The following is a 22,046-nucleotide window of genomic DNA, read 5'->3' as shown; positions in this document are numbered from 1 at the left end:
GCACGCGGTGGGTCGAGGACGCCTAGGCGGTCGCGTCCGACTGCTCGGCCCGGCCCCGCTCGTCGACGCCCTCGCCCTCGACGAGGTACGACCAGACGCGGGCGGCGTACTCGTCCCAGGTGCCGCCGTCGATCGCGAGCGCCTCCGCCGAGAGCCGCGCGTGCAGCTCGTCGTCGGTCAGCAGCCGCTCGAGGGCCGCGGCGATGTCGTGGTCGTCGTGCGGATCGACGAACAGCGCGCCGCCCGAGGCGGAGACCTCGTGCATGCTGCCGAAGCCGGAGGTCACGACCGGGGTGCCGACCGAGATCGACTCCACGATCGGGAGACCGTAGCCCTCGTTGATCGAGGGGAACACCGTGCACCGGGCCAGGCGGTAGGCGCTCCAGAGCAGCGCGTCGGTGATCTTGGAGAGCGAGCGGACCGGACGGCCCTGGCCCTCGAGGACCTCGAGTCGGTACTCGAACTCGGCGCTGCTCCAGGCGTTGCCGCCGATGAAGACCAGGCTGAAGCGCACGCCCCGGCGCCAGAGCAACTCGGCGGCCTGGAGCACCGCCAGGTGGTTCTTCCGCGGCTCGTGGCTGCCGACGCAGACGACGAGCGGGAGGTCACCGGTCACCAGCGAGCGCGCGGCGGTGGCCAGCTCCTCGTCCGAGACGCTCTCCGGCTGCGAGGGCAGCAGGATCGGCCGGATGTCCGGCCCCTGTATCCCGACGCTGCCGAGCATGTGGCGCCAGCCGGAGTACTCGGTCGCGGCCGCCTCGGAGATGGTCGCGATGCGGTCCATGTGCGACACGGCGACGAGCGTGCGCGAGAAGGCGGCACTGATGCCGGTGCTCGCCGTCTCGGCGGTGGTGACAGGCACGCAGTCGAAGCCGATGGTGCCCGTGCGGTTGCCGCTGAACTCGGCCAGAGCGGAGACGCGCGACGTCCGCTCGTCCTCCACGGCGAGCTCGGGCAGGAGGTAGGTGCCCTGCCACGGGACGATCACGCGGGAGCGGTCCTCCGCGGCGTCGGGCACGTCGCCCGAGACGGCGTTCCGGCTCTGCTCCGGGGTGAGCATGACGAGCGACTCGTGGGTTGAGTCCCAGCCGGCGAGCAGGATCTCGTGGTCGCGCGTCCAGCGGACGAGGCTCTGGCGCACCACGCGCTGGATGCCCGTGGCCAGTCCCGTGCGCGCGGTGTGGTGAACGTCGACGACGACCGCGCCGACGACCACCTCGACCTCGGGGTGGTGGAAGCGGGCGAAGACCCGGTTCGAGGCGATGGTGGACGCGGCGTGGGTGAGCAGACCGGCGGTGCCGTCCAGCCGGGCCCGGCGGCGGCCGTCGACGACGTCCTCCCGGCGCGGGAGCGTGCCGCGGAGGACGGCGAGCACCAGCCAGACCTCGCGGTCGGTGGGGGCGGGCAGCAGAACGCTCAGCTGTCCCGTGAGGGCGTCGACGCTGCCCAGCGGCTCCACGGTGGGGGCCAGGGTGCGCACCAGGGTGGCGAGACGGTCGACCAGGTACTGCTTAGAGCGCACGGGGCGCCTCCTCGTGCTCGATGAGGGCCGAGGGGCCGATCAGGGCGGCCCACAGCTCCCGGGCGTAGTCGTCCCAGGTGCGCTCGGGCCGCTCGGCCGCCTCGAGGCGGAGCTCGTCGACGAGCTCCGGCGACGTCAGCAGGCGGCGCATGCCGTCGGTGATCTCCTCGTCGGACTCCGGGTCGATCAGGACGCATCCGCCGTGCTCGGCGATCTGCGCCGTGCTGCCGTAGCGCGAGGTCAGCACGGGCAGCCCGATCGACAGCGCCTCGGCGACCGGCAGGCCGTACCCCTCGTGCAGCGACGGGAACGCCAGGAACAGCGCCTCCCGGTAGCTCGCGATCAGGACGTCGTCGTCGGCTCCGCGGAGCACCTCGACCGGGCGCCCGGCGGCGACCAGCTCGCGCACGCGGGGATCAAAGACCTGGTGCGCCCACGGGTTGGCCCCGCCGATGAAGCGGACGCGGAACCGCAGGCCCTCGCGCCAGAGGACCTCGGCGGCGTGCAGCACCGCGAGGTGGTTCTTGCGGGGCTCCTGGCTGCCGACGCAGAGCACGAGCGGCAGGCCGGACGCGCTCCGGCCCTCGGAGCGCAGGCCGTCCGGGAGCTCCACGGGCAGCGGGACCGGGACGACGGTCGGGCCGGTGAGGCCCTGAGCGGGGAGCGCGCGCACGAAGCCCTCGAACTCCAGCGCGGCCGCGGCGCTCACCGTGGCGACGCGCTCGGCGTGCTTGACCACGGAGAGGAAGTTGACGAAGCGCACCGTCTCCTCCGGCGGCACCGTGTCGGCGCTGACGACGGGGATCGCGTCGTGGCCGAGGACGACGACCTCGTTGCCGGAGTACTCGGCGAGGGCCGCGAGCGGCCCGCACTGGTTGTAGTCGGGCACCGAGGGGATGACGACGACGCTGCGGTAGGGCACGACGAACTCGATGCGCTCCGGATCGCCGTGCTCCCAGTCGCGCCGCCCGGCGGAGGACCAGTCGACGACGCGCTCGTGCTCGATCGCGCTCAGCCGCCGGAAGGACATCGATCCGTGGACCCAGGCGACCGGGACGATCTCGTGCTCGGCGTCCCAGCGGGACACGGTCTGGCGCACGACCCGCTGGACGCCGGTGTTGTGCCCGTGGCGGGCGGGGAAGTCGACGTCGATCAGGACGGCCCCGGTGACGACCTCGACGCGGGCGTCCAGATCGGCGAACCCGGTCGCGGTGCGGGAGCCGGCCTCGAGGAAGATGCGCAGCGCCGCCTCCTCGGGGGCGAGCTCGAGGGCGCGGCGGAACCAGTCGAACAGCTCGCTCGTCGGGTACGCGGCCGTGAACGACACCAGCGCGACCCAGGTCAGCTCGTCGTCCTGGCGCGAGCGGATCTCTCGGGCCACCTCGTCGAGGTACGGGCCGGGCCCGCGGGTGCGCAGCGAGGCGCGGCGCTCCTCGTCGAAGAGGAGCGCGCCGATCTGCTCCAGGCGCTGCAGCATCGCCTCCGTGCGGTGGGCGCGCGCGGCGGCCGAGCCGGCGGCCGAGACCTGCGACCGGTCGCTCATCGCGCCCGACCGGACAGGCGGCGCTTCACGAAGCGCGCGCTGTGGCCGACGGCGCCCGACAGCCCGAGCTGCTCGACGCGGATCTGGAAGGTGCGCACCAGGCGGAGCGGCTTCGTCACCCGCCAGGAGAGGGTGCGCTCGAAGCCGGAGGCGGTCACTCCGCCCACCTGGATCCGCTCGACCCACTCGTCGAAGGGGTCGTTGAGGAGGGAGTCGACCTGCGCGCGCAGGCGGGCGAGCTCCTCGTCCGGGGACTCGGGCTCGGCGAGACGGGGCTCCACCGGAACCCCGGACGTGCGCGCGGGCTCCGCCGGGACGGCTGCGGGAGCGGCGTCGCCGACGGCCGACTCGAGGCTCGGGTCGGGAGCGGGAGGAGCGTCCTCGCCCGTGCCGCCGAGGACGGGGGCGGGGTCCCCAGCGCTCTGCGGCGCCGGGTCCAGGGGGACGTCGGAAGGCTGCGTGGGCATGGCGAACACCTCGTTCGTGTCGTTCAGTCGGCGAGCGGGAGCAAGACTACCCGCCATGCGCCGCGCACCGGCACGCCAGCCAGGGGGCTCCAGGGTGGGCCGCACGTATAATGATGCGGTCCGTCGCCCGGCGGAGGCCGAGAGCTTGGAGTTCCATGCCCAGCAAAGCTGTGGATCGCGCGCGCGCGATCGCCGACGAGCCGTTCCAGATCGCCGGCACCACGTCGGCCGTCGGCGGCGGCTCGGGCGGCTTCGTCGCCTCCCTCGCCGAGATCCTGCGGCACCGCGAGCTGCTCCGCCTGCTCGTCGGGCGCGAGCTGAAGTCGCGCTACAAGGACAGCAGCCTGGGCTTCGTCTGGAGCCTCGTCCGGCCGCTGATCATGCTCCTCATCTACTACGTGGCGATCGGCCAGATCCTCGGGGCCTCTCGCGGCGTCCCGAACTTCGCGATCTTCGTCTTCTCGGGGCTCACCCTCTGGGGCCTGTTCAGCGAGATCGTGACCGCGGGCACCACGTCGATCCTCGGCAACGGCGGACTGATCAAGAAGGTGTACCTGCCGCGGGAGATCTTCCCGGTGGCGGCCATCGGCTCGGCCCTCTTCAACTTCGGTGTGCAGTTCGTCGTCCTGATCGCGGGAGCCGTCCTCACGGGCTCGCTGATCTTCGGCGTCCAGCTCCTCTACATCGTGCCCGCGCTGGCGATCGTGCTCGTGTACGGCCTCGCGCTGGCCCTGGCCCTCTCGGCCCTCAACGTCTACCTCCGCGACGTCCAGTTCCTCGTCGAGGTCGGGCTGCAGATCTTCTTCTGGCTCTCCCCCATCGTCTACGCGTGGAACTTCGTCGTCGCCGCCTCCACCGGAGCGGGCCACGGCTGGGCCGAGCAGCTCTACTTGATCAACCCGATCTCGAACGCGATCCTCGCCTTCCAGCGCGCGATCTGGGGAGACGGCTCGCGCGTCAGCATCATCGACGGCAACGAGATCGCCCCCCAGGTGTGGCCGCCGGACATGGAGCTGCGCCTTCTCATCGTCCTCGTCGTCGGGCTGGTGTTCGTGTGGATCGGCCACCGGATCTTCCGCCGCCTCGAGGGCAACTTCGCCCAGGAGATCTGATCGTGACCCTCACCAGCAAGCAGGAGTCCGTGCCCGCCTCCTCCGGCACCCCGACCGTCGTCCGGGTGCGCAACGCCTCCAAGCGCTTCGTCATCCGCAAGGACAAGTCGTTCAAGGAGCGGATCGTCAACTTCGGCCGCGGGCGCAAGCACCGCGACGAGTTCTGGGCACTCCGCGACGTCGACCTCGAGATCCCACTGGGCTCGACCGTCGGCCTCATCGGCGCGAACGGATCGGGCAAGAGCACGCTCCTCAAGCTCATCGGCGGCATCGTGCAGCCGACGACCGGCACCGTGGAGCGCCGCGGACGCCTCGCCGCGCTCCTCGAGCTTGGAGCGGGCTTCCACCCCGACCTCACCGGGCGCGAGAACGTCTACCTCAACGGCGCGATCCTCGGACTCTCGCGCAGCGAGCTGGACAGCAAGTTCGACTCGATCGTCGACTTCTCCGAGATCGCCGAGTTCATCGACACCCAGGTCAAGTTCTACTCGTCGGGCATGTACGTGCGGCTCGCCTTCGCTATCGCGATCCACACCGATCCCGACCTGCTGCTGGTCGACGAGGTGCTCGCCGTCGGCGACGAGCCGTTCCAGCGCAAGTGCATGGACCGCATCCGCGCCTTCCAGCGCGCGGGGAAGACCATCGTGCTGGTCACCCACTCGCTCGAGCAGGTCGGCGAGCTCTGCGACCGCACCATCGTCCTCGAGAAGGGCACCGTCGTCTTCGACGGCGAGACCTCCGAGGGACTCCAGGTCCTCCGCGAGAGCTTCGAGGACCGTCGGGCCGCCCGCCAGGAGCGCGAGGCCGAGGCCGCCGAGGCCGCGGACGAGCCCGCCCCCCAGCTCATCGAGATCCTGGGCTGCCGACTGCGCGGCGGATCGATCGAGCACGGCGGCACGGTCGTCCGCAGCGGCGAGACCCTCGAGTTCGACGTCACGGTGCGCACCAGCCGCCCGGTCGACGACTGGAACATCGGCATGGGCATCGACACCCCCCTCGGCCAGCGCGTCTTCGGGACGAACACCGAGCGCATCGGCACGCCGCTGAGCGCGGTCGACGGAGAGATGACGGTCACGTTCACCCTCCCCGACCTGCACCTCGGCGCCGGCAACTACGCCGTGCACGCCTCCTCGGCCACCTTCTCGCAGGGCGAGACCATGCGGATCCCGGTCGCCGCGACCTTCACGGTCGAGCGGGCCTCCGTGCACGACGGCGTCGTCGACATCGACTCCACCGTCCGCCTCAGCAGGCCGTGACCGCGCGGCGCCGCCGCCTCCTGGTCGACGCGACCGCCCTCGCGGCGCCGCGCCTGACCGGGGTCGGCCGCGTCCTGCTCGGCCTGCTGCACGCGCTGGACACCGATGCGACCGCCGCAGACGTCGAGGTGCTCCTCGTCGTGCCGGCGAGCGAGGCGGGCTCGCTCGGGCGCTTCGGCTTCCGTACGCTGCGCGTCCGACCGGTGCCGCTGCCCCGGCCGGTGTGGAGCGCACTGACCCGAGTGCCCGCGCCGGGGATCGACCTCCTGCTCGGCCGCGGCGCCTACTTCTTCCCGAACTTCCGGAGCTGGCCGCTCGCCCGCTCCCGCTCGATCACCTTCGTGCACGACGTCTGCTTCGCGGTGATGCCCGAGCTCGTTCCGCGCGAGCGCCGAGAGCTGCTGTCGCGGTCCGTGCCCCGGTGGATCCGGCGCAGCGACCTGGTCCTGACCGGCACCCCGTCCTCCGCGGCCGAGGTCGAGAGCGCTCTGGGCGTCGATCCGGCGCGCGTCCGCGTGCTGCCGACCACGATCGACGCCGACCTCTTCCATGCCCGCGGCGAGGAGGAGGTGGCGCGGGTCCGGGCGGAGCACGGGCTCGGGTCCTACCTGCTCTTCGTCGGATCGATCGAGCGCCGCAAGAACCTCGTCACCCTGGTGGACGCGTACCGGCAGGCCGAGCGGCCGGAGAACCACACCCTGCTCCTGGTCGGCGGGGACGGCTGGGACAACAAGGACGTCCACTCCGCCGTCGCCCGCGCGGTCGCCGCAGGAGCCGACGTGCGCTTCGCCTCCTCCTACGTCGCCGACGAGGATCTGCCGGCCCTGCTCACGGGCGCCGACGCCGTCGCCATGCCCTCCTGGCACGAGGGCTTCGGCCTGCCCGCCCTCGAGGCCGTCGCCTGCGGCACTCCGGTGCTCGCGGCAGACATCCCCGGCCTCCGCGACGCGCTCGCCGGGCGGGAGTCCGCCGCCGTCTTCATCGACCCGGCGGACCGCACCGGGTGGTCGGCCGCGATCGGAGAGGCGCTGCGCCGTCCCCGGCGACTCGCACCGGAGCCCATCCCGGGGTGGGACCGCACCGCCCGGCGCCTGCTCGAGCTGGCCTTCGACGACCGCTGATCAGCGCCGGGTCGTGAACAGCAGCCAGCGCCCGGAGGCGGAGGCGACCTCGGGCTCGACGTCCCCCGTCGCCGCCTCGACGTAGGCCCGCCAGCCGTCGGGGTCGTCGGTGTAGCCGGCTGTGTCCACGTAGACGGCGCAGGCGCCGCTGCCCGCCACGGCGTCGGCGAACTCCGCGGGGTCGTCGACGTCGCCCCAGACGTCCCAGCCGTAGGTGCCCTCCACCGCCCCGTAGCTCCAGCGGAGGCGTCCCTCCTCGGTCGCGAGGTAGGGCAGCGCCTCGTCGTAGTCGGAGAGCGCTCCGATCCGCCCGCTGTCGGGGAAGCTCTTCAGGGGGAGCTCCACCACTCCGCAGCCGTCGTCCAGCTGCGCGTCGGCCTCCGACACGAACGAGCGCATCTCGGAGTCGTCGGTCGGAGCGATCGGCACCGCGGCCGATACTCCGGCCAGCTGATCGACCACGGCGACGGCGGCGAGCAGCGCCGCCACGAGGATCCGGACACCGCCACGGGCCGTGATCCGATCGAGCAGGAGCGCGAGCACGCCGAGGACGAGGACCGCGATGACGATCGACATCCGCGCCCACGCACGGATCGTCGGCCCCGCCACCAGCGAGACCACGACGCCCAGGCCCGTCACCGTGTAGAAGAGGAGCGCGGCCAGTGTCGCCACGGCGAGGACGCGCACGCGGGCGTCCGAGAAGAACCGGCCGACCGCGGTCGCACGGAGCGCCCGTCCGCCGCCGAGCGCGGTGATCGGGAGCGCCACGAGCGTGATCAGGAGCGCGACGCTGGCGAGGATCGAGAACCCGGGCGGCTCCGTCGTCGGCGCCACGCCGGACTGGCCCGCGTAGGTGTTCAGCAGGCCGTACCCCTGCGGCAGCCCGGTCCCCGACCAGGGCAGGCCCAGCAGCACCAGCTTGCCGGCGTAGGCCTCCGACTCCCCCACGGTCCGCGACGTGAAGTACGGGCTGTAGCGCTCCCCGAAGTCGAGCGAGAGCAGCAGCAGCGAGAGCCCGACGAACACGCCGAGCGCGAGGATCGGCACCGACGAGACCGCGAGCACGCGCAGCCGCTCGCGGGAGAGGAGCCCGGCGGCCGTGCTCACCGCCCAGGTCGCTCCGAGGACCAGGACCGCGAAGACGTAGTAGTAGCCGCCCGTGCTCGCCACCAGGAGCCCGAGCACGACTCCCGGGACGACGGAGCGCAGTACGCGGCTCCTCCGCGTCGCGCCCCGCTCGGCCCAGGCTCGGAGAGGATCGGTGCGCGGTCCGGCGACCATCAGCACCATCACGCCCAGGAGCGGGATCGCCCAGTAGTTGGCGAGGAACGCGTGGCCGAATCCGATCCGGAGGAAGTGGTACGGCAGCAGCGACAGCAGGACCGCGGAGAACGCCGCGACCCAGGGCCGCGTGCGGAGGGTGCGGAAGAACACGTAGCCGGTGACGGCGACCGTCGCGAACGTGCCCAGGTAGAAGACGTTCAGGAGCGTCGTCCCGTCGCGCACCACGAGGGCCAGGACCGACACGGCGAGGGCGGAGGCGACGTCGAACTGCGCGCTGAAGAAGGCGTTGAACCCGTCGGGGAAGCCGAGCGCCGCGTTGCCGTCGAACGGGAACGCCTGCGTGGCGCTGGTGAAGAGCGTGTAGTGCAGGATCTGGTCGTCGCCGCCCACGGTCCAGCGGGCCGTCAGGTCCTGCGGCCCGATCCCGAGCGCGAGCACGGCGGCGACGACCGAGACGAGGGCGGCGACGAGGGCCCATCCGAGCTCGACGAGCGTCCGGCGCCGCCGACTCGCCGTCCGCGGGCCGCGCACGTCAGTAGCCGCGCTCACGGCGCTGCTCCTCCACGCTGGTCTGGACGATCCGGTTCAGCTCGGTCTCGCCGTCGGTGCCCGCGTAGTCGTAGATGTCGAACCCCCCGCAGGCGACGATATCGGAGGGAGCGCCGAGCGTCCCGCGCGCGAGCCCCGCCCAGTCGGGCGAGCGGTCGGCCAGGACGAAGCTGTACTGCCGGTCGCGGTAGTCGCTCAGGTTGTTCATCCACAGCTGCACCGTGAAGTCGAAGTTGACCTGCTGGACGTGCAGCGAGGCCGGCCCGTAGAGGTCCAGCGGCCGCGTCGACCAGAACGAGCCGACGCCCGCGAGCTCGCGGCCGTCGATCCAGCGCTCCAGGCAATCGGCGTCCGGGTCCGATCGCGCCTCGGCCGCCGCGGAGGCGACCGCCGTTGTGGCCGGCACGGCGGCGACGACGAGGCCTGCGGCGGCCAGCGGAGCGACGACGCGGACGACCGGCGCCAGCCGCGCGCCCGCAGCACGCCGGTGCGCCGCCGCGGCGCCGATCAGGGCGATCACGACCACGGTCGCGGTCACCGGGATCGGCATCAGGTAGCGGCTGACCGAGCTGCCGGTGAAGACCTGCACCACCAGGAGCACCGCCGTCTGCGCCGGCAGGAACGCGCACACCGCGAAGCGCGCACGGGCCGCCTCATCGAGGGCGGCTCCCCGCGCCAGTCGGGCGACACCGGCCATGACGACGGCGAGGGCCGCCAGCAGCAGCAGACCCAGCAGCGCCACCTCGAGCTTGCCGATCAGCGGCGCCTTCAGCACCAGGAACTGCACGATCAGGTCGTCCAGGGCCGTCCCGGCGAGCGGCAGCCGGAGGTACCCGCCGGCGTCGGTCCCGATCAGGAAGCCGAGCGGGACCCGCAGCGCGGCTCCGAGCGCGGCGGCCCCGAGGACCGTTCCCGCGACGATCAGCACCGCTCGGGGAGCAGCGAGAGCGAGCACCAGCAGCACGACGAGGACCACCAGCAGTGGGCCGACGAACTGCACGAGGAGGAGCGGATCGGAGAGGGTCGTCGCGGCGACGGCCGCTCCGACCAGGAGCAGCGGACGCGCGGCCGGACGGCGCTCGCGCAGCGCGCCCAGGGCGACGGCGAGCCCGGCGAGGCCTGTGAGCACCGCGCCGTAGTAGTAGGTCGTGAGGAGGAAGGTGGTCGCCAGGGCCCCCTCGTTGTTGAGCGCACGGCCCTCCGTCAGGCAGAGCACCAGCAGCACGGCGATGCCGGCGAGCGCGGCGGCGGGCCGCAGCCGGCGGTGCCGGTCCGCGACGAGCCGTCGCGCGAGCATCCGGAGCACGCCGTAGAGGAGGACGACGTTGAGCACGGCGTTGACCGCGAGCGACGCCGCGGGATCGCCACCGGTCAGCAGCCACGCGACGCCGAAGACGGGGAGCTCGGGGAAGAGGAAGAGCTGGCTCGTCATCACCCACGCCGCGGGGCGGCCCTCGGCGAAGGACTGCAGGATCAGCGGCAGCGCCAGCGAGTCGCCGTCGCGGAAGAGCAGCGGCCGCCACGGCGTGCCGACCATGAATCCGAGCACGAGCAGGGTCCCGCTGACGACGACGGCGAGGGCGGCGAGCTCGAGGAGGGCCCTCCGGGTCCGAGGGGATCCCGTCGGACCCGCCGTCACCGGTGCTTCCCGCCGAACCGGATGGCCAGGACGAGCAGGAGGTTCTTCAGGAGGGTGTCGCTCGGGATCTTGGAGTTGCCGACCGTGCGGTCGAGGAAGACGATCGGGATCTCCTTCACTCCGCGGGCCCGGCGCAGCGCCCGGTACTTGAGCACGATCTGGAAGCCGTAGCCGGCTGCGCGGATCGTCTCGAGGTGGAGGGTGCGCAGGAGGTCGGCGCTGAAGAGGTTGAAGCCGCCGGTCCAGTCGGTGATCTTCGAGCCGAGGAAGAGGCGCGTGTAGAGGTTGCCGCCACCGCTCAGCAGCTTGCGGTCGAGCGTCCAGTCGGGAGTGCCCCCGCCCGCGATGTAGCGGGAGGCGACCACGAAGTCGGCGCCCGCGCGCACCTCGCGGAGGAAGGCGTCGATGTAGTCCGGGTCGTGCGAGAGGTCGGCGTCCATCTGCAGCAGGTAGTCGTAGCGGCGCTCGGCCGCGAGGAGGTGCTGGAAGGCCCAGATGTACGCCGCGCCGAGCCCCTCCTTCTTCTCGCGCGAGAGCACGAGGACCTCGAAGGTGTCGGACCCGAGCTCGGCCGCGAGCTCGCGCGCGCGGTCCGCGGTGCCGTCGGGGGAGCTGTCGTCGATGACGGCGACGGTCACGTGGAAGTCGGGGTTGCGGGACGCCGCGAGCGCGACCCGCGGCAGCGCCGTCGCGATGTTCGCGACTTCGTTGTAGGTGGGGACGACGACGGCGAGGGAGCGCATGAGGCGGGGAGGATCCGTTCTTCCGGTGCACCGGCTGACCGGTGAGAGCCCTGCGAGTATAACGAGGCGGTGCTCGCGAGCCTCCGAGCGCGCCCCGCGGCCCGCCGCCCCGTCCGCGCACTCTCTCAGGAACATGGCACCGGCTGTTCGACCGCCCGGCAGGGGTCCGCGGTTACGATGGACGACAGTGCACGGCGGTTCACCCCTTGTTCGCCTGCCCCGATGGACGCCCGTCGGAGCCCGACGGTCGGGCATCGACGCCAGAGGGGGACGGGAAAGAGCACCGCAGATGAAGAGACTCCTCGAATCGCAGAAGGTCCGCTTCCTCATCGCGGGCTGCACCAACACGGCGATCGACTTCCTCATCCTCAACACGCTCGTGCTCCTGCTCGGTCTGCCGACCCTCGTCGCCAACGTCTTCTCCGTCCTGGTCGGCATCACGATCTCGTACGCGCTGAACCACTTCTTCGTCTTCCGCCACCCGGGCAGGGTCTCGGTCGCCACGTTCGCGAAGTTCTTCCTCGTCACCGGGTTCAGCTCGCTGGTCCTGCAGTCGGCGATCATCTACGGCTTCGAGGTCTTCTTCGACACCCGCTTCGGCAACTCGCTGCTCTTCCTCCCCAGCTCCGGCGAGAACGCCTTCCTCGCGATCAACATCGCCAAGGCCGTCGCGGTCCTCGTGGGACTGGTGTGGAACTTCTGCATGTACAAGTTCGTCGTCTTCCGCCGTCCTACGCACGATGCGCTGCCCGCGATCGAGACGGTCTCCCCCGCCGCCGTGGCCGTCAGCACCGAGCCCGTCGACATCGTCCGCTGAGGGCCGCAGGCTCCCGGGCACCGCTCGACCCGCGTGCTAGCCTCGTCGAGTTCTTCCGACGGGGCACTCCTCCCGTCGACGCCGCACCACCCGGAGGCTCCCATCGCCCGCTCGACGTTGCCCATCGCGGTCGTCGTCGTCACCCACTTCTCGGGTGAGGTCCTCCGCGCGTGCCTCGAGTCCGTGCCGGAGGCGACGGAGCACGACGTGCGCATCGTGGTGGTCGACAACCTGACCACGGACGACTCCGTCCGCAGCGTCGTCGAGCGCCTGCCGCAGGTCGAGTTCCACGAGACCGGGCAGAACCTCGGCTACGGCCGGGCCGTCAACTACGCGGTCGACCGCCTCGGGCCCGATGTCGAGTGGATCCTGGTGACCAACCCGGACACGGTCTTCCTCCCCGGCTCGATCGACGCCCTCTACGCCGCCGCGACGGCGGACGACCGGATCGGCTCGATCGGGCCGCGGATCCTCGACTCCGACGGCACGATCTACCCCTCCGCCCGCGCTCTGCCCTCGCTCGGCACGGGCGTCGGGCACGCCGTCTTCGCCCACGTCTGGCCCGGCAACCCCTGGTCGGCGACCTACCGGCGCTCGCGCGCGGTCGAGACCCTCCGCCACGGCCGGATGGAGGCGGGCTGGCTCTCCGGCGCCTGCGTGATGGTGCGCCGCACGGCCTTCGAGGAGATCGGCGGGTTCGACGACCGCTACTTCATGTACTTCGAGGACGTCCAGCTGGGCGACTCGCTCGGACAGCGCGGCTGGACCAACGTCTACCTCGCCGACGCGGTCGTCTCCCACCTCGGCGGGCACTCCACCCGCCTGGCCTCGGCGCGGATGCTCGCGGTCCACCACCGCAGCGCCTACCTCTACCTCGCGCAGAAGTACGGCGCCTGGTACCAGGCGCCGATCCGCGCGGCGGTCCGCGCCGGGCTGGGCGCCCGGGTCGCGCTGATGCGCCTGCGCTCGAAGAGCTGATCCGCTCCGATCGGGCGGGCCGCCTGGCCGGCGCCGGGCGGCCCGCCCACCGGAGCGGCGGTCAGGACGCGGAGTCGAGCTCCGTGTAGAAGGCCCGCGCCTCGTCCCAGGTCGGCAGCAGGCCCTGCGCCTCGGCCTCGGCCAGCGTCGGTGCGTCGGTGTCCTTCGGCGAGAGGAGCAGCTCGCCGGCCTCCTCCGGGAAGCGCAGGCCGATCTGCTCGTCGAGCGGGTCGATACCCTTCTCCCGCACCGGGTCGAAGGTGGCGTTCACGAGGTACGAGACCACGGCGCCCTCGGTCAGCGCCACGAAGGCGTGCGCGACCCCCTCGGCGATGTAGACGGAGCGGCGGTCGACGTCGTCGAGCAGGATCGACTCCCAGCGCCCGAAGGTCGGCGACCCGACGCGCACGTCGATCACGTAGTCGAGGACCGCACCGGAGAAGCACGAGACGTACTTGGCCTGCGACGGCGGGATCTGCGCGAAGTGGATGCCGCGGACGGTGCCGCGCCGCGAGACGGAGGTGTTGCCCTGCCGGAGCGAGAGCGGGTGCCCGACCTTCTCGGCCAGGCGGTCGAAGCGGTAGAACTCGTAGAAGACCCCGCGATCGTCGGGGAACTGGCGCGGAGTCACTTCGTAGACGTCGGGGATGTCGAGCTCTCGGATCTGCACGGTCGCCAGTGTAACGACGGCGTGTCACGGGCCCGCGACGCCTCTCTGCGCCACCCGGCGGCGTGCCGGAGCGCCGACCGTCGGCCGACGGACCGCTCGGGCATGATGAGGAGGTGACCTTCCTCATCACGGGCGCCTCCGGCATGCTCGGCACCGACCTGCGCGCGGCCCTCGGCTCCCGCCCCAGCACCGCCCTCGGCCGCTCCGACCTCGACGTGACCGACCTCGACGCCGTGCGCGCCGCCGTCGCGGGACACGACGCCGTGGTGAACTGCGCCGCGTACACCCGCGTCGACGACGCCGAGACCGACGAGGAGGAGGCGCACCGCGTCAACGCCGTCGGAGCGCGCAACCTCGCCCTCGCCACCGCCGAGACGGGAGCCGCACTCGTGCAGGTCTCCACCGACTACGTCTTCGACGGCTCCGCGACGACCCCCTACTCCGAGGACCACCCCCGGAACCCGATCTCGGCCTACGGCCGCACGAAGGCCGAGGGCGAGCGCCTGGTGCTCGAGGCCAACCCGGAGCGCGGGTACGTCGTCCGCACGGCCTGGCTCTACGGCGAGCACGGCGGCAACTTCGCTAAGACGATGGTGCGACTGGCGGGCGCGCACGAGACGCTGACCGTGGTCGACGACCAGCACGGCCAGCCCACCTGGACCGCCGACCTCGCCGCGCGCCTGATCGAGCTGGTCGACGCGGAGGCCCCGGCCGGCGTCTACCACGGCACCAGCTCCGGCGAGACGACCTGGCTCGGCTTCGCCCGTGCCGTCTTCGCCAAGGCGGGCCTGGATCCCGAGCGCCTGCGCCCGACCGACAGCGGCTCGTTCGTCCGCCCCGCTCCGCGTCCGGCCTACTCGGTCCTCGGACACGACGGCTGGAGCCGGGCGGGCCTGCCGCCGTTGCGCTCCTGGCAGGACGCGCTCGCCGCCGCACCCCTCGAGGCGGTGACCCCGTGACCACCACTCTCCGCGTCGTCGTCGACCAGATGCTCGCCCGCGTGCCCGGCGGCATCGGCCGCTACACCGAGGAGCTCACCCGCGAGCTGATCGCGACGGCTCCCCGCGACTGCGAGGTGGAGGCCGTCGTCTCCGCCCACCCGCCCGAGAAGGAGGAGGAGCTGCGCCTGCGCCTGCCCGGCCTCGCGCGCATCCACCGGCTGCCGCTCGGGCGCCGCGAGCTCTCGCGCGCCTGGCAGTACGGGATCGCCATCCCGGCCGGCGGCGGCATGATCCACGCCCCGAGCCTCTTCGCCCCGCTGCGCAGCCACGACGGGAGCGAGGGCGAGCAGATCGCCGTCACGATCCACGACACGGTGCCGTGGACGCATCCCGAGACCCTCACCCCGCACGGCGCGAAGTGGCACCGGGCGATGGCCAAGCGCGCCCGCAAGCACGCGGACGCCGTCGTCGTCCCCACCCACGCCGTCGCCCACCAGCTCTCCCAGCTGATGGACTTCGGCGATCGACTGCGCGTGATCGGCGGAGCCGTCGGCTCCGGCCTGGTCGTCCCGGAGGACGCCGACGAGCGCGCCACGGCGCTGGGCCTCCCCCCGGAGTACGTGCTGAGCGTCGGCACGCTGGAGCCGCGCAAGGGCCTGGTCTCGCTGATCGCGGCCTTCGGAGGAGCGTCCGCGCCGGCGGTCCCGCTGCTCCTGGTCGGCCCGACCGGCTGGGGCGACCTCGACGTGGCCTCCGTCGCCGACGAGCAGGGCCTCGACGAGACGCGCGTGCGCGCCCTGGGAGTCCTCAGCGACGCCGACCTCGCCGTCGTCCTCTCCCGGGCCACCCTCTTCGTCTACCCGAGCATCGCCGAGGGCTTCGGCCTGCCGGTGCTCGAGGCGATGCACTTCGGAGTGCCGGTGGTGCACTCCGACGACCCCGCGCTGATGGAGGTCGCCGCGGACGCCGGCGTCGCCGTCGAGCGCGGCGACGCGAAGGACTACCCGGACCGCCTCGCCCTCGCCATGAGCAGCGTGCTCGCCGACACCGGGCTGCGCGAGCGGATGTCGGTGGCCGGCCGCGACCGCTCCCGCGCCTTCAGCTGGCGCGACTCCGCGGAGCGCGTCTGGGCGCTGCACGCCGACCTCTGAGGCGTGCGGCCCCCGGCCGTCTACGGCGCGGAGTCGCCCGACAGTCCGGCGCTCACCAGCGAGTGCACGACGTCGTAGTCCGGGTCCTCCGGGTCGACGGCCGGCGGGACCAGCTCGATCGGATCCACCGGCTGCGACTTCGTCTTGAGCCCCAGCTGCACGAAGTAGCCGAGCATCCCCTGCGGGACGTCCGTCTTGATGACCTGGGACCCGGCGGACGCGACGTCCTGGAACTTGGCGAGGACGTTGCCCGGCTCGAACTGGGCGAGCAGCGCCTCCTGCACCTGCCGCTGGCGCGCCATCCGGTCGTAGTCGCTCGTGGTGTAGCGAGACCGGGCGTAGGCGAGGGCCTGCTCGCCGTTGAAGTGCCAGTGCCCGGGATCGATCCACTGGTTGACGCCCTGCATCACGCCGTCGGAGTCGGGCAGCCCGCCCAGGGGCAGCGGCTCGTCGGCCACGTAGTCGATGTCGATGCCGCCGAGCGCATCGATCAGCTGGGCGAAGCCCTCCATGTCGATCAGCGCGTAGTACTGGATCCTCAGGTCGAGGATGCCCTCGACCGCGTCGCGCATCGCCTCGATGCCGGGCTCGCTGCCGTGGTCGACGGCGTCGGGGTAGAGCTCCGGGTGCTTCAACTCGACCTCGGTGTAGACCGAGTTGAGTTTGCAGACGTCGACGGCGCAGTTGTCGGTGTCGTAGCCGTCGGGGTAGAGCTCGTGCATCGGGCTGGTCTCGGGAAACGGGAAGTCGACGAACTCGCGCGAGACGCCGATGATCGAGGCCTTGCCGCTCGACGCGTCGATGCTGACCACCGAGATGCTGTCGGGGCGAAGACCGTCGCGGTCCTCTCCCGCGTCGCCGCCGAGGAGCATCACGTTGTAGCGGCCGTCGATCGGCTGCTCGATCGCTCCGCCGCCGAAGATCGACGACAGCGTCCCCCGTGTCACGCCGAGCAGGTAGGTGCCGTAGGCGGTGGTGCCGACCGAGACCGCCATCAGCGCGATCGTCGCGAACGCGAGCACGCCGCGCATTCGCGGGCGCACCCGGACGACGCGGATCAGGCGGAGGGTGTCGAGCGTCAGCACGGCCCAGACCACCCCGTAGACGACGAGCGCGGCCTGGAGCGCGAGCATCGAGACGTCGAAGGTCGCGAGCGTGTAGAGGCCGGTCGGGAAGACGAAGTAGAGGAGCACCGCGACCAGCAGGGCGACCCAGAGCCCGAGGGTGAAGCCGAGCCCCAGGCGCCCGAGCCGGCGGTTGCCCGCGAGGACCTGAGCGGACCCGGGCACCAGCAGGTTGACGATCAGCAGCCACCACGCCCGCCGCGTCATGAAGGCGCGGGAGGCGACGTCCGGGTGCCGCAGCGGCAGGGCGACGGCCGTCACAGGCCCGCCACCAGGGCGTCGTTCTTCGCGGCGACCTGCACCTCGAGGTCGGCGGCGAAGGCGTCGAGCGCTGCGGAGAGGGCGTCGTCCGCGGTCGCGAGGATCTTCACCGCGAGCAGTCCGGCGTTCCGCGCTCCGCCGATGGAGACGGTGGCGACGGGGACGCCCGCGGGCATCTGCACGATCGAGAGGAGGGAGTCGAGCCCGTCGAGGCGGGCGAGCGGGACCGGCACTCCGACGACGGGGAGCGAGGTCACGGCGGCGAGCATGCCGGGGAGGTGGGCGGCTCCGCCCGCTCCGGCGATGACGACCTTCAGGCCGCGGCCGCGGGCCTCGCGTCCGTACGCGATCATCGCCTCCGGGGTGCGGTGCGCGGAGACGACGCGGACCTCGTGCGCCACGCCGAACTCGGCGAGGACGGCGGACGCCGCCTGCATGACGGACCAGTCCGAGTCCGAGCCCATCACGACGCCGACGAGCGGCGCGGGCCCGTTCACGAGCGCGTCCGCGCTCACGAGAGGGCTCCGGCAGGGGTCGGGGAGGTCGGCAGGCTCGTCACGGCGACCATCGTACGGGTCAGTCCGTGAGAACGGCCGCCGCCGCGCGAGCCTCGTAGACCACGAGGTCGAGGTCGTCGCCGGTGGCGTTCACGTGCCCGACCTTGCGGCCCGGTCGCGGCTCCTTGCCGTAGTTGTGCACCTTCACGCCCGGGTGATCGGCGAGCACCCGCGGATAGCGGTCGGTCAGCGACTCCCCCACCGGGCCGCCGAGCACGTTGACCATCACGGTCCACGGATCGCGGCAGCCCGTCGCGCCGAGCGGCAGGTCGAGGACCGCGCGCAGGTGCTGCTCGAACTGCGACGTTGTCGATCCGTCCATCGTCCAGTGGCCGCTGTTGTGTGGGCGCATGGCCAGCTCGTTGACCAGGATACGGTCGTCCGTCGTCTCGAACAGCTCGACGGCCAGGACGCCGGTGACCCCGAGGCTGTCGGCGATCGTCTGCGCGATCTCGGCCGCGGCTGATGCGAGCCGGCCGGCGGACGCGGGGGCCGGAGCGATCACCTCGGCGCAGACGCCGTCGCGCTGCACCGACTCCACCACCGGCCAGAGGATGCTCTCGCCGGAGGGACGCCGGGCGACGAGCTGCGCGAGCTCGCGGCGGAAGCCCACCAGCTCCTCGACCAGGAGCGAGCCGCCCCGGCCGTCCTCGGCGAGGGCGGTGAACCAGTCGTCCGCCTCGTGGGCGCCGCGCACCACGCGCACGCCCTTGCCGTCGTAGCCGCCGCGCGCGGTCTTCACCACGGCGCTGCCGCCGTGCTCAGCCAGGAACTCCCCCAGCTCCTCGGCGGAGGAGACCTCGGCCCACTCGGGCACGGGCACGCCGAGCTCGGTCAGGCGGCGCCGCATCATCAGCTTGTCCTGGGCGAACAGCAGGGCGTCGGGGCCGGGGTGCACGGCGACGCCGCGGGCGATGAGCTCGCGGAGGATCGGCTGGGGAACGTGCTCGTGGTCGAACGTCACCACGTCCACGGTCTCGGCGAAGGCGAGCACGGTCGCCTCGTCGCGGTAGTCGCCGACCCGTGTCGCGGCGAGCCCCGCCGGGGCGCCCTCGCTCTCGGCGAGCACGGCGATCTCGATGCCGAGCTCCACCGCCGCGGGGATCATCATCCGGGCGAGCTGGCCGCCCCCGATCACGCCGACGCGCATGGCGCTCCTCCGTCTCCGCCCGCTGGCGCGGGGCGGCTCCATGCTACCGAGGCCCCGACGCGCTCACGCGGGCGGCGGCCACTCCGGCTGGAGTGCGGGAGCCGCGCCGATCGCCTCCCGCAGCAGGTCGGCCGTGAGCTCCGGATCCGGCAGGTCCCGCAGCACGAACACCTCGGCTCCCGCCTGCAGGATCCGGACGTCGCCGCACCGGGCGAGGCGCTGGCCGAGGGAGCGCTCGACCGCGACCTCCATCCTCCGATCGAAGACCACCTCGGCCCGCCGGATCGACGCCACGCCCCGGCGCGCGCTGAGGCCGGAGGCGGTGACGCGGTAGCGCACGCTCGCCCAGCCCGCGATCCCGGGAGCGCAGAGGAGCAGCACCAGAAGTGCGGTGCCGAGCCCGATGATCCAGCGCTGCAGGGCGAGCTCGAACTGCGCGGCGAAGTAGAAGCCCGTCCAGGTGAGCAGGAGGAGGCCGACGACCGGTGCGACCGCCCGGCGGGCGCGCGGGGTCAGCCGCGCCAGCTCGCGGTCGGCGGGGTCGGTCCTGGCCATCAGGAGCGCAGATGCGTGACGTCGCCGGCCGTGAACGAGCGCAGCGCGCCGCCCTGCTCGAGCAGGAGCGAGCCGTCCGGGGCGAGTGCGGCGGCGGTCCCCTCCTCCTGCGTGCCGTCGGGCAGCTCGAGCCGGACGCGCGTTCCGAGGGTGCCGCAGGAGGCGCGGACGGCGGCGGCCGCTCCGGAGGCCTCGGGGTCGCCCTGGGCGAGCAGCGGAGCCAGCAGGCCCTGGAACCCGGTCAGGAACGCGGCGAGCACCTCGTCGGCGCTCGTCGTCCGCGCTCCGGCGAGGGCGAGCGAGGTGGCGGTCGGGACCGGCAGCTCCGCCTCCGTCAGCAGCAGGTTCACGCCGGTGCCGACGACGACCCGTCCGTCCGGCAGTCGCTCGGCGAGGATCCCCGCGACCTTCCTGCCGTCGATCAGGACGTCGTTGGGCCACTTGACGGCGACGTCCCCGTCGACGAGGGGTGCGAGGGCCCGGGCGAGAGCGGCGCCGGCCACGAGCGGCAGCCAGCCGGAGGCCTCGGCGCCGAGGGCGGAGGCGTCGACCAGAGTCGAGGCCGCGAGCGTGCGGCCCGCGGGCGCCTGCCAGACGCGCCCCAGCCGGCCGCGCCCGGCTCGCTGGTCGCCGGTGGCGACGACGGAGAGGTGCGGCCACGCGGCGGGGTCGGCGGCCGCCCGCTCGCGGAGCTCGTCGTTCGTCGACCCCGCCGACTCGAGCGCGAGGACGCGGGGGGAGACGGCGGAGGAGAGCGGGAGGAGCATGCCGCCACGGTAGCGGCGGCTCCCGCGAGGCCGCTCCGAGCGCCGCGCGCGACGGCCCGCCCTTGTCCGGATCCTCCCGTCGGGAGCGGCCCTCCCTGTGCGAGTGCGACAAGAGGAGGCGTCCGCCCCGCCGGTAGGGTGAGCGGGTGACCGCGAACACCGAACGTCCCGCGCCCGATCTGTACACGACCGCGGGGAAGATCGCGGACCTCAGGAACCGCTACCACGAGGCCGTCACGGCCAGTGGCGAGGCGGCGATCGAGAAGCAGCACGCCAAGGGCAAGATGACCGCACGGGAGCGGATCGACACCCTCCTCGACCCGGGCTCGTTCGTCGAGCTGGACGAGTTCGTCCGCCACCGCACCCACGCCTTCGGCATGGAGAAGAAGCGCCCCTACGGCGACGCCGTCGTCACCGGGACCGGCACCATCCACGGCCGCCAGGTCGCCGTGTACTCGCAGGACTTCACGATCTTCGGCGGCTCGCTCGGCGAGGTGGCCGGCGAGAAGATCATCAAGGTGATGGACCTCGCCCTGAAGACCGGCGTCCCGATCATCGGCATCCTCGACTCCGGCGGAGCACGGATCCAGGAGGGCGTGGTCGCCCTCGGCAAGTACGGCGAGATCTTCCGCCGCAACACCGCGGCGAGCGGCGTGATCCCCCAGATCTCGATCATCTGCGGCCCTGCCGCGGGAGGCGCGGTCTACTCCCCCGCCCTGACCGACTTCGTGATCATGGTCGACAAGACCAGCCAGATGTTCGTCACCGGGCCCGACGTGATCAAGACCGTCACCGGCGAGGACGTCGGCATGGAGGAGCTCGGCGGCGCGCTGACCCACAACAAGATCTCGGGCGTCTCGCACTACCTCGCGAGCGACGAGAACGACGCGCTCGACTACGCGCGGACGCTCCTGTCCTTCCTCCCGGACAACAACCTGTCGCCTGTCCCCGTCTTCGAGACCGAGGTCGACCTCGAGACGACCGACGCGGACCGCTTCCTCGACACGGTCATCCCGGACAGCCCGAACCAGCCGTACGACATGCGCGCCGTCATCGAGCACATCGTCGACGAGGGCGACTTCCTCGAGGTGCAGCCGCTGTTCGCGCCGAACATCGTGATCGGCTTCGGCCGCGTCGAGGGCCGCTCCGTCGGCATCATCGCGAACCAGCCGAGCGCCATGGCGGGCACGCTGAACATCGAGGCGGGCGAGAAGGCGTCCCGCTTCGTCCGCTTCTGCGACGCGTTCTCGCTGCCGATCCTGACCCTGGTCGACGTCCCGGGCTACCTGCCCGGCACCGACCAGGAGTGGACCGGCGTCATCCGCCGCGGCGCGAAGCTGCTCTACGCCTACGCCGAGGCGACCGTGCCGCTGGTCACGGTCATCCTGCGCAAGGCGTACGGCGGCGCGTACATCGTGATGGGGTCCAAGCAGCTGGGAGCCGACATCAACCTCGCGTGGCCGACCGCCGAGATCGCCGTCATGGGCGGCCAGGGCGCGGTGAACATCCTCTACCGCAACGAGATCCGCAAGGCGGAGGAGGCCGGCGAGGACGTCGCAGCCGTCCGGACGCGCCTGGCGAACGAGTACACCTACAACGTCGCGAGCCCGTTCCTCGCGGCCGAGCGCGGCGAGCTCGACGGCGTGATCGAGCCCTCGGCGACGCGTGTCTCCGTCATCAAGGCGCTGCGTGCGCTGCGCACCAAGCGCGCCAACCTGCCCGCGAAGAAGCACGGCAACATCCCGCTCTGACCCGGCTCGCTCGGACGCCGCGGCAGGAGACGGGAGACCGTCCGTGCCGCGGCGTTCCGCTGCGCCCACCTCCTCACGGGGCGGAGGG

The 22,046-nt window shown here is 72.5% G+C and carries 20 protein-coding genes; 8 read left to right on the top strand and 12 right to left on the bottom strand.

The window, feature by feature from the left end; translation table 11 throughout:
• Positions 1-22 precede the first annotated feature (22 nt).
• The 3 genes from GTU71_RS01710 to GTU71_RS01700 are packed head-to-tail and all read right to left on the bottom strand — an operon-like array spanning position 23 to position 3,532.
• Positions 23-1,522: a glycosyltransferase family 1 protein gene (locus tag GTU71_RS01710; protein ID WP_159939161.1), complete on the bottom strand. Its 1,500-nt coding sequence runs from the start codon at positions 1,520-1,522 to the stop codon at positions 23-25.
• Positions 1,512-3,065, bottom strand: a complete 1,554-nt coding sequence (locus GTU71_RS01705) for a glycosyltransferase (protein ID WP_104223151.1) — start codon at positions 3,063-3,065, stop codon at positions 1,512-1,514. The genes GTU71_RS01710 and GTU71_RS01705 overlap by 11 nt, the downstream gene beginning before the upstream one ends.
• Complete coding sequence (locus GTU71_RS01700) at positions 3,062-3,532, bottom strand: hypothetical protein (protein ID WP_104283350.1); 471 nt, start codon at positions 3,530-3,532, stop codon at positions 3,062-3,064. Before GTU71_RS01700 ends, GTU71_RS01705 begins: the two co-directional genes overlap by 4 nt.
• Before the next feature lie 155 nt (positions 3,533-3,687).
• Between GTU71_RS01700 and GTU71_RS01695 the strand changes: the two genes are divergently transcribed.
• The 3 genes from GTU71_RS01695 to GTU71_RS01685 are packed head-to-tail and all read left to right on the top strand — an operon-like array spanning position 3,688 to position 7,021.
• Positions 3,688-4,644 (top strand): ABC transporter permease, encoded by a 957-nt coding sequence (locus GTU71_RS01695; RefSeq protein ID WP_104223153.1) that lies wholly within the window; start codon positions 3,688-3,690, stop codon positions 4,642-4,644.
• A gap of 2 nt (positions 4,645-4,646) precedes the next feature.
• Positions 4,647-5,900, top strand: a complete 1,254-nt coding sequence (locus tag GTU71_RS01690) for an ABC transporter ATP-binding protein (RefSeq protein WP_244229465.1) — start codon at positions 4,647-4,649, stop codon at positions 5,898-5,900.
• A complete protein-coding gene (locus GTU71_RS01685; RefSeq protein ID WP_159939160.1) occupies positions 5,897-7,021 on the top strand; it encodes a glycosyltransferase family 1 protein in 1,125 nt (374 codons plus the stop codon). The genes GTU71_RS01690 and GTU71_RS01685 overlap by 4 nt, the downstream gene beginning before the upstream one ends.
• On the opposite strand, the gene GTU71_RS01680 is transcribed toward GTU71_RS01685, so the two are convergent.
• The 3 genes from GTU71_RS01680 to GTU71_RS01670 are packed head-to-tail and all read right to left on the bottom strand — an operon-like array spanning position 7,022 to position 11,236.
• Positions 7,022-8,854: a hypothetical protein gene (locus tag GTU71_RS01680; RefSeq protein WP_159939159.1), complete on the bottom strand. Its 1,833-nt coding sequence runs from the start codon at positions 8,852-8,854 to the stop codon at positions 7,022-7,024.
• A complete protein-coding gene (locus tag GTU71_RS01675; protein ID WP_159939158.1) occupies positions 8,838-10,493 on the bottom strand; it encodes a hypothetical protein in 1,656 nt (551 codons plus the stop codon). Before GTU71_RS01675 ends, GTU71_RS01680 begins: the two co-directional genes overlap by 17 nt.
• Positions 10,490-11,236, bottom strand: a complete 747-nt coding sequence (locus GTU71_RS01670; RefSeq protein WP_104223157.1) for a polyprenol monophosphomannose synthase — start codon at positions 11,234-11,236, stop codon at positions 10,490-10,492. The genes GTU71_RS01675 and GTU71_RS01670 overlap by 4 nt, the downstream gene beginning before the upstream one ends.
• A 289-nt stretch (positions 11,237-11,525) precedes the next feature.
• Between GTU71_RS01670 and GTU71_RS01665 the strand changes: the two genes are divergently transcribed.
• Both GTU71_RS01665 and GTU71_RS01660 read left to right on the top strand, forming a co-directional pair.
• Entirely contained in the window at positions 11,526-12,053 is a 528-nt protein-coding gene (locus GTU71_RS01665; protein ID WP_159939157.1) for a GtrA family protein, read from the top strand.
• A gap of 117 nt (positions 12,054-12,170) precedes the next feature.
• Positions 12,171-13,031 (top strand): glycosyltransferase family 2 protein, encoded by an 861-nt coding sequence (locus tag GTU71_RS01660; RefSeq protein ID WP_244230604.1) that lies wholly within the window; start codon positions 12,171-12,173, stop codon positions 13,029-13,031.
• Between the two features lie 61 nt (positions 13,032-13,092).
• Here the strand turns inward: GTU71_RS01660 and GTU71_RS01655 are convergent, their stop codons facing one another.
• Positions 13,093-13,701 (bottom strand): dTDP-4-dehydrorhamnose 3,5-epimerase family protein, encoded by a 609-nt coding sequence (locus GTU71_RS01655; protein ID WP_104232821.1) that lies wholly within the window; start codon positions 13,699-13,701, stop codon positions 13,093-13,095.
• 113 nt (positions 13,702-13,814) lie between these two features.
• Here GTU71_RS01655 and rfbD point away from each other — a divergent pair, with 113 nt between their 5' ends.
• Positions 13,815-14,660: a dTDP-4-dehydrorhamnose reductase gene (gene rfbD / locus GTU71_RS01650; protein ID WP_104283345.1), complete on the top strand. Its 846-nt coding sequence runs from the start codon at positions 13,815-13,817 to the stop codon at positions 14,658-14,660.
• Complete coding sequence (locus GTU71_RS01645) at positions 14,657-15,793, top strand: glycosyltransferase family 1 protein (protein ID WP_244230603.1); 1,137 nt, start codon at positions 14,657-14,659, stop codon at positions 15,791-15,793. Before rfbD ends, GTU71_RS01645 begins: the two co-directional genes overlap by 4 nt.
• 20 nt (positions 15,794-15,813) lie before the next feature.
• Here GTU71_RS01645 and GTU71_RS01640 read toward each other — a convergent pair whose 3' ends face one another.
• The 5 genes from GTU71_RS01640 to GTU71_RS01620 form a co-directional block, all read right to left on the bottom strand.
• Positions 15,814-17,178 carry an LCP family protein gene (locus tag GTU71_RS01640; RefSeq protein ID WP_244230602.1) on the bottom strand — a complete coding sequence of 455 codons (1,365 nt, stop codon included), beginning with the start codon at positions 17,176-17,178 and terminating at the stop codon, positions 15,814-15,816.
• Positions 17,175-17,642 (bottom strand): 5-(carboxyamino)imidazole ribonucleotide mutase, encoded by a 468-nt coding sequence (purE, locus tag GTU71_RS01635; RefSeq protein WP_104249647.1) that lies wholly within the window; start codon positions 17,640-17,642, stop codon positions 17,175-17,177. Before purE ends, GTU71_RS01640 begins: the two co-directional genes overlap by 4 nt.
• Before the next feature lie 112 nt (positions 17,643-17,754).
• Positions 17,755-18,885, bottom strand: coding sequence for a 5-(carboxyamino)imidazole ribonucleotide synthase (locus GTU71_RS01630; RefSeq protein ID WP_159939156.1), 1,131 nt, complete (start codon positions 18,883-18,885; stop codon positions 17,755-17,757).
• Between the two features lie 63 nt (positions 18,886-18,948).
• Positions 18,949-19,440: a PH domain-containing protein gene (locus tag GTU71_RS01625; RefSeq protein ID WP_159939155.1), complete on the bottom strand. Its 492-nt coding sequence runs from the start codon at positions 19,438-19,440 to the stop codon at positions 18,949-18,951.
• The gene (locus GTU71_RS01620) at positions 19,440-20,207 is read right to left on the bottom strand and encodes a biotin--[acetyl-CoA-carboxylase] ligase (protein ID WP_104317591.1); all 768 of its coding nucleotides are present in this window, start codon (positions 20,205-20,207) and stop codon (positions 19,440-19,442) included. Before GTU71_RS01620 ends, GTU71_RS01625 begins: the two co-directional genes overlap by 1 nt.
• A gap of 146 nt (positions 20,208-20,353) precedes the next feature.
• Here GTU71_RS01620 and GTU71_RS01615 point away from each other — a divergent pair, with 146 nt between their 5' ends.
• On the top strand, positions 20,354-21,958 hold the full coding sequence (locus GTU71_RS01615; RefSeq protein WP_104223164.1) for an acyl-CoA carboxylase subunit beta: 1,605 nt from the start codon (positions 20,354-20,356) through the stop codon (positions 21,956-21,958).
• Positions 21,959-22,046: the final 88 nt, after the last annotated feature.

Origin of the sequence: Rathayibacter sp. VKM Ac-2762 (genome assembly GCF_009866585.1) — a bacterium.
In the GTDB taxonomy this organism is placed as follows: domain Bacteria; phylum Actinomycetota; class Actinomycetes; order Actinomycetales; family Microbacteriaceae; genus Rathayibacter.
This window is presented reverse-complemented; position numbering and strand designations above follow the sequence as displayed.

Coding starts and splice junctions, on each gene's coding strand:
- GTU71_RS01625 (WP_159939155.1), bottom strand. CDS start 19,440: ATGGCCAGGACCGACCCCGCCGACCGCGAGCTGGCGCGGCTGACCCCG.
- GTU71_RS01695 (WP_104223153.1), top strand. CDS start 3,688: ATGCCCAGCAAAGCTGTGGATCGCGCGCGCGCGATCGCCGACGAGCCG.
- GTU71_RS01705 (WP_104223151.1), bottom strand. CDS start 3,065: ATGAGCGACCGGTCGCAGGTCTCGGCCGCCGGCTCGGCCGCCGCGCGC.
- GTU71_RS01620 (WP_104317591.1), bottom strand. CDS start 20,207: ATGCTCCTCCCGCTCTCCTCCGCCGTCTCCCCCCGCGTCCTCGCGCTC.
- GTU71_RS01670 (WP_104223157.1), bottom strand. CDS start 11,236: ATGCGCTCCCTCGCCGTCGTCGTCCCCACCTACAACGAAGTCGCGAAC.
- purE (WP_104249647.1), bottom strand. CDS start 17,642: ATGGGCTCGGACTCGGACTGGTCCGTCATGCAGGCGGCGTCCGCCGTC.
- GTU71_RS01700 (WP_104283350.1), bottom strand. CDS start 3,532: ATGCCCACGCAGCCTTCCGACGTCCCCCTGGACCCGGCGCCGCAGAGC.
- GTU71_RS01630 (WP_159939156.1), bottom strand. CDS start 18,885: ATGCGCGTCGGCGTGATCGGGGGCGGCCAGCTCGCCCGGATGATGATC.
- GTU71_RS01665 (WP_159939157.1), top strand. CDS start 11,526: ATGAAGAGACTCCTCGAATCGCAGAAGGTCCGCTTCCTCATCGCGGGC.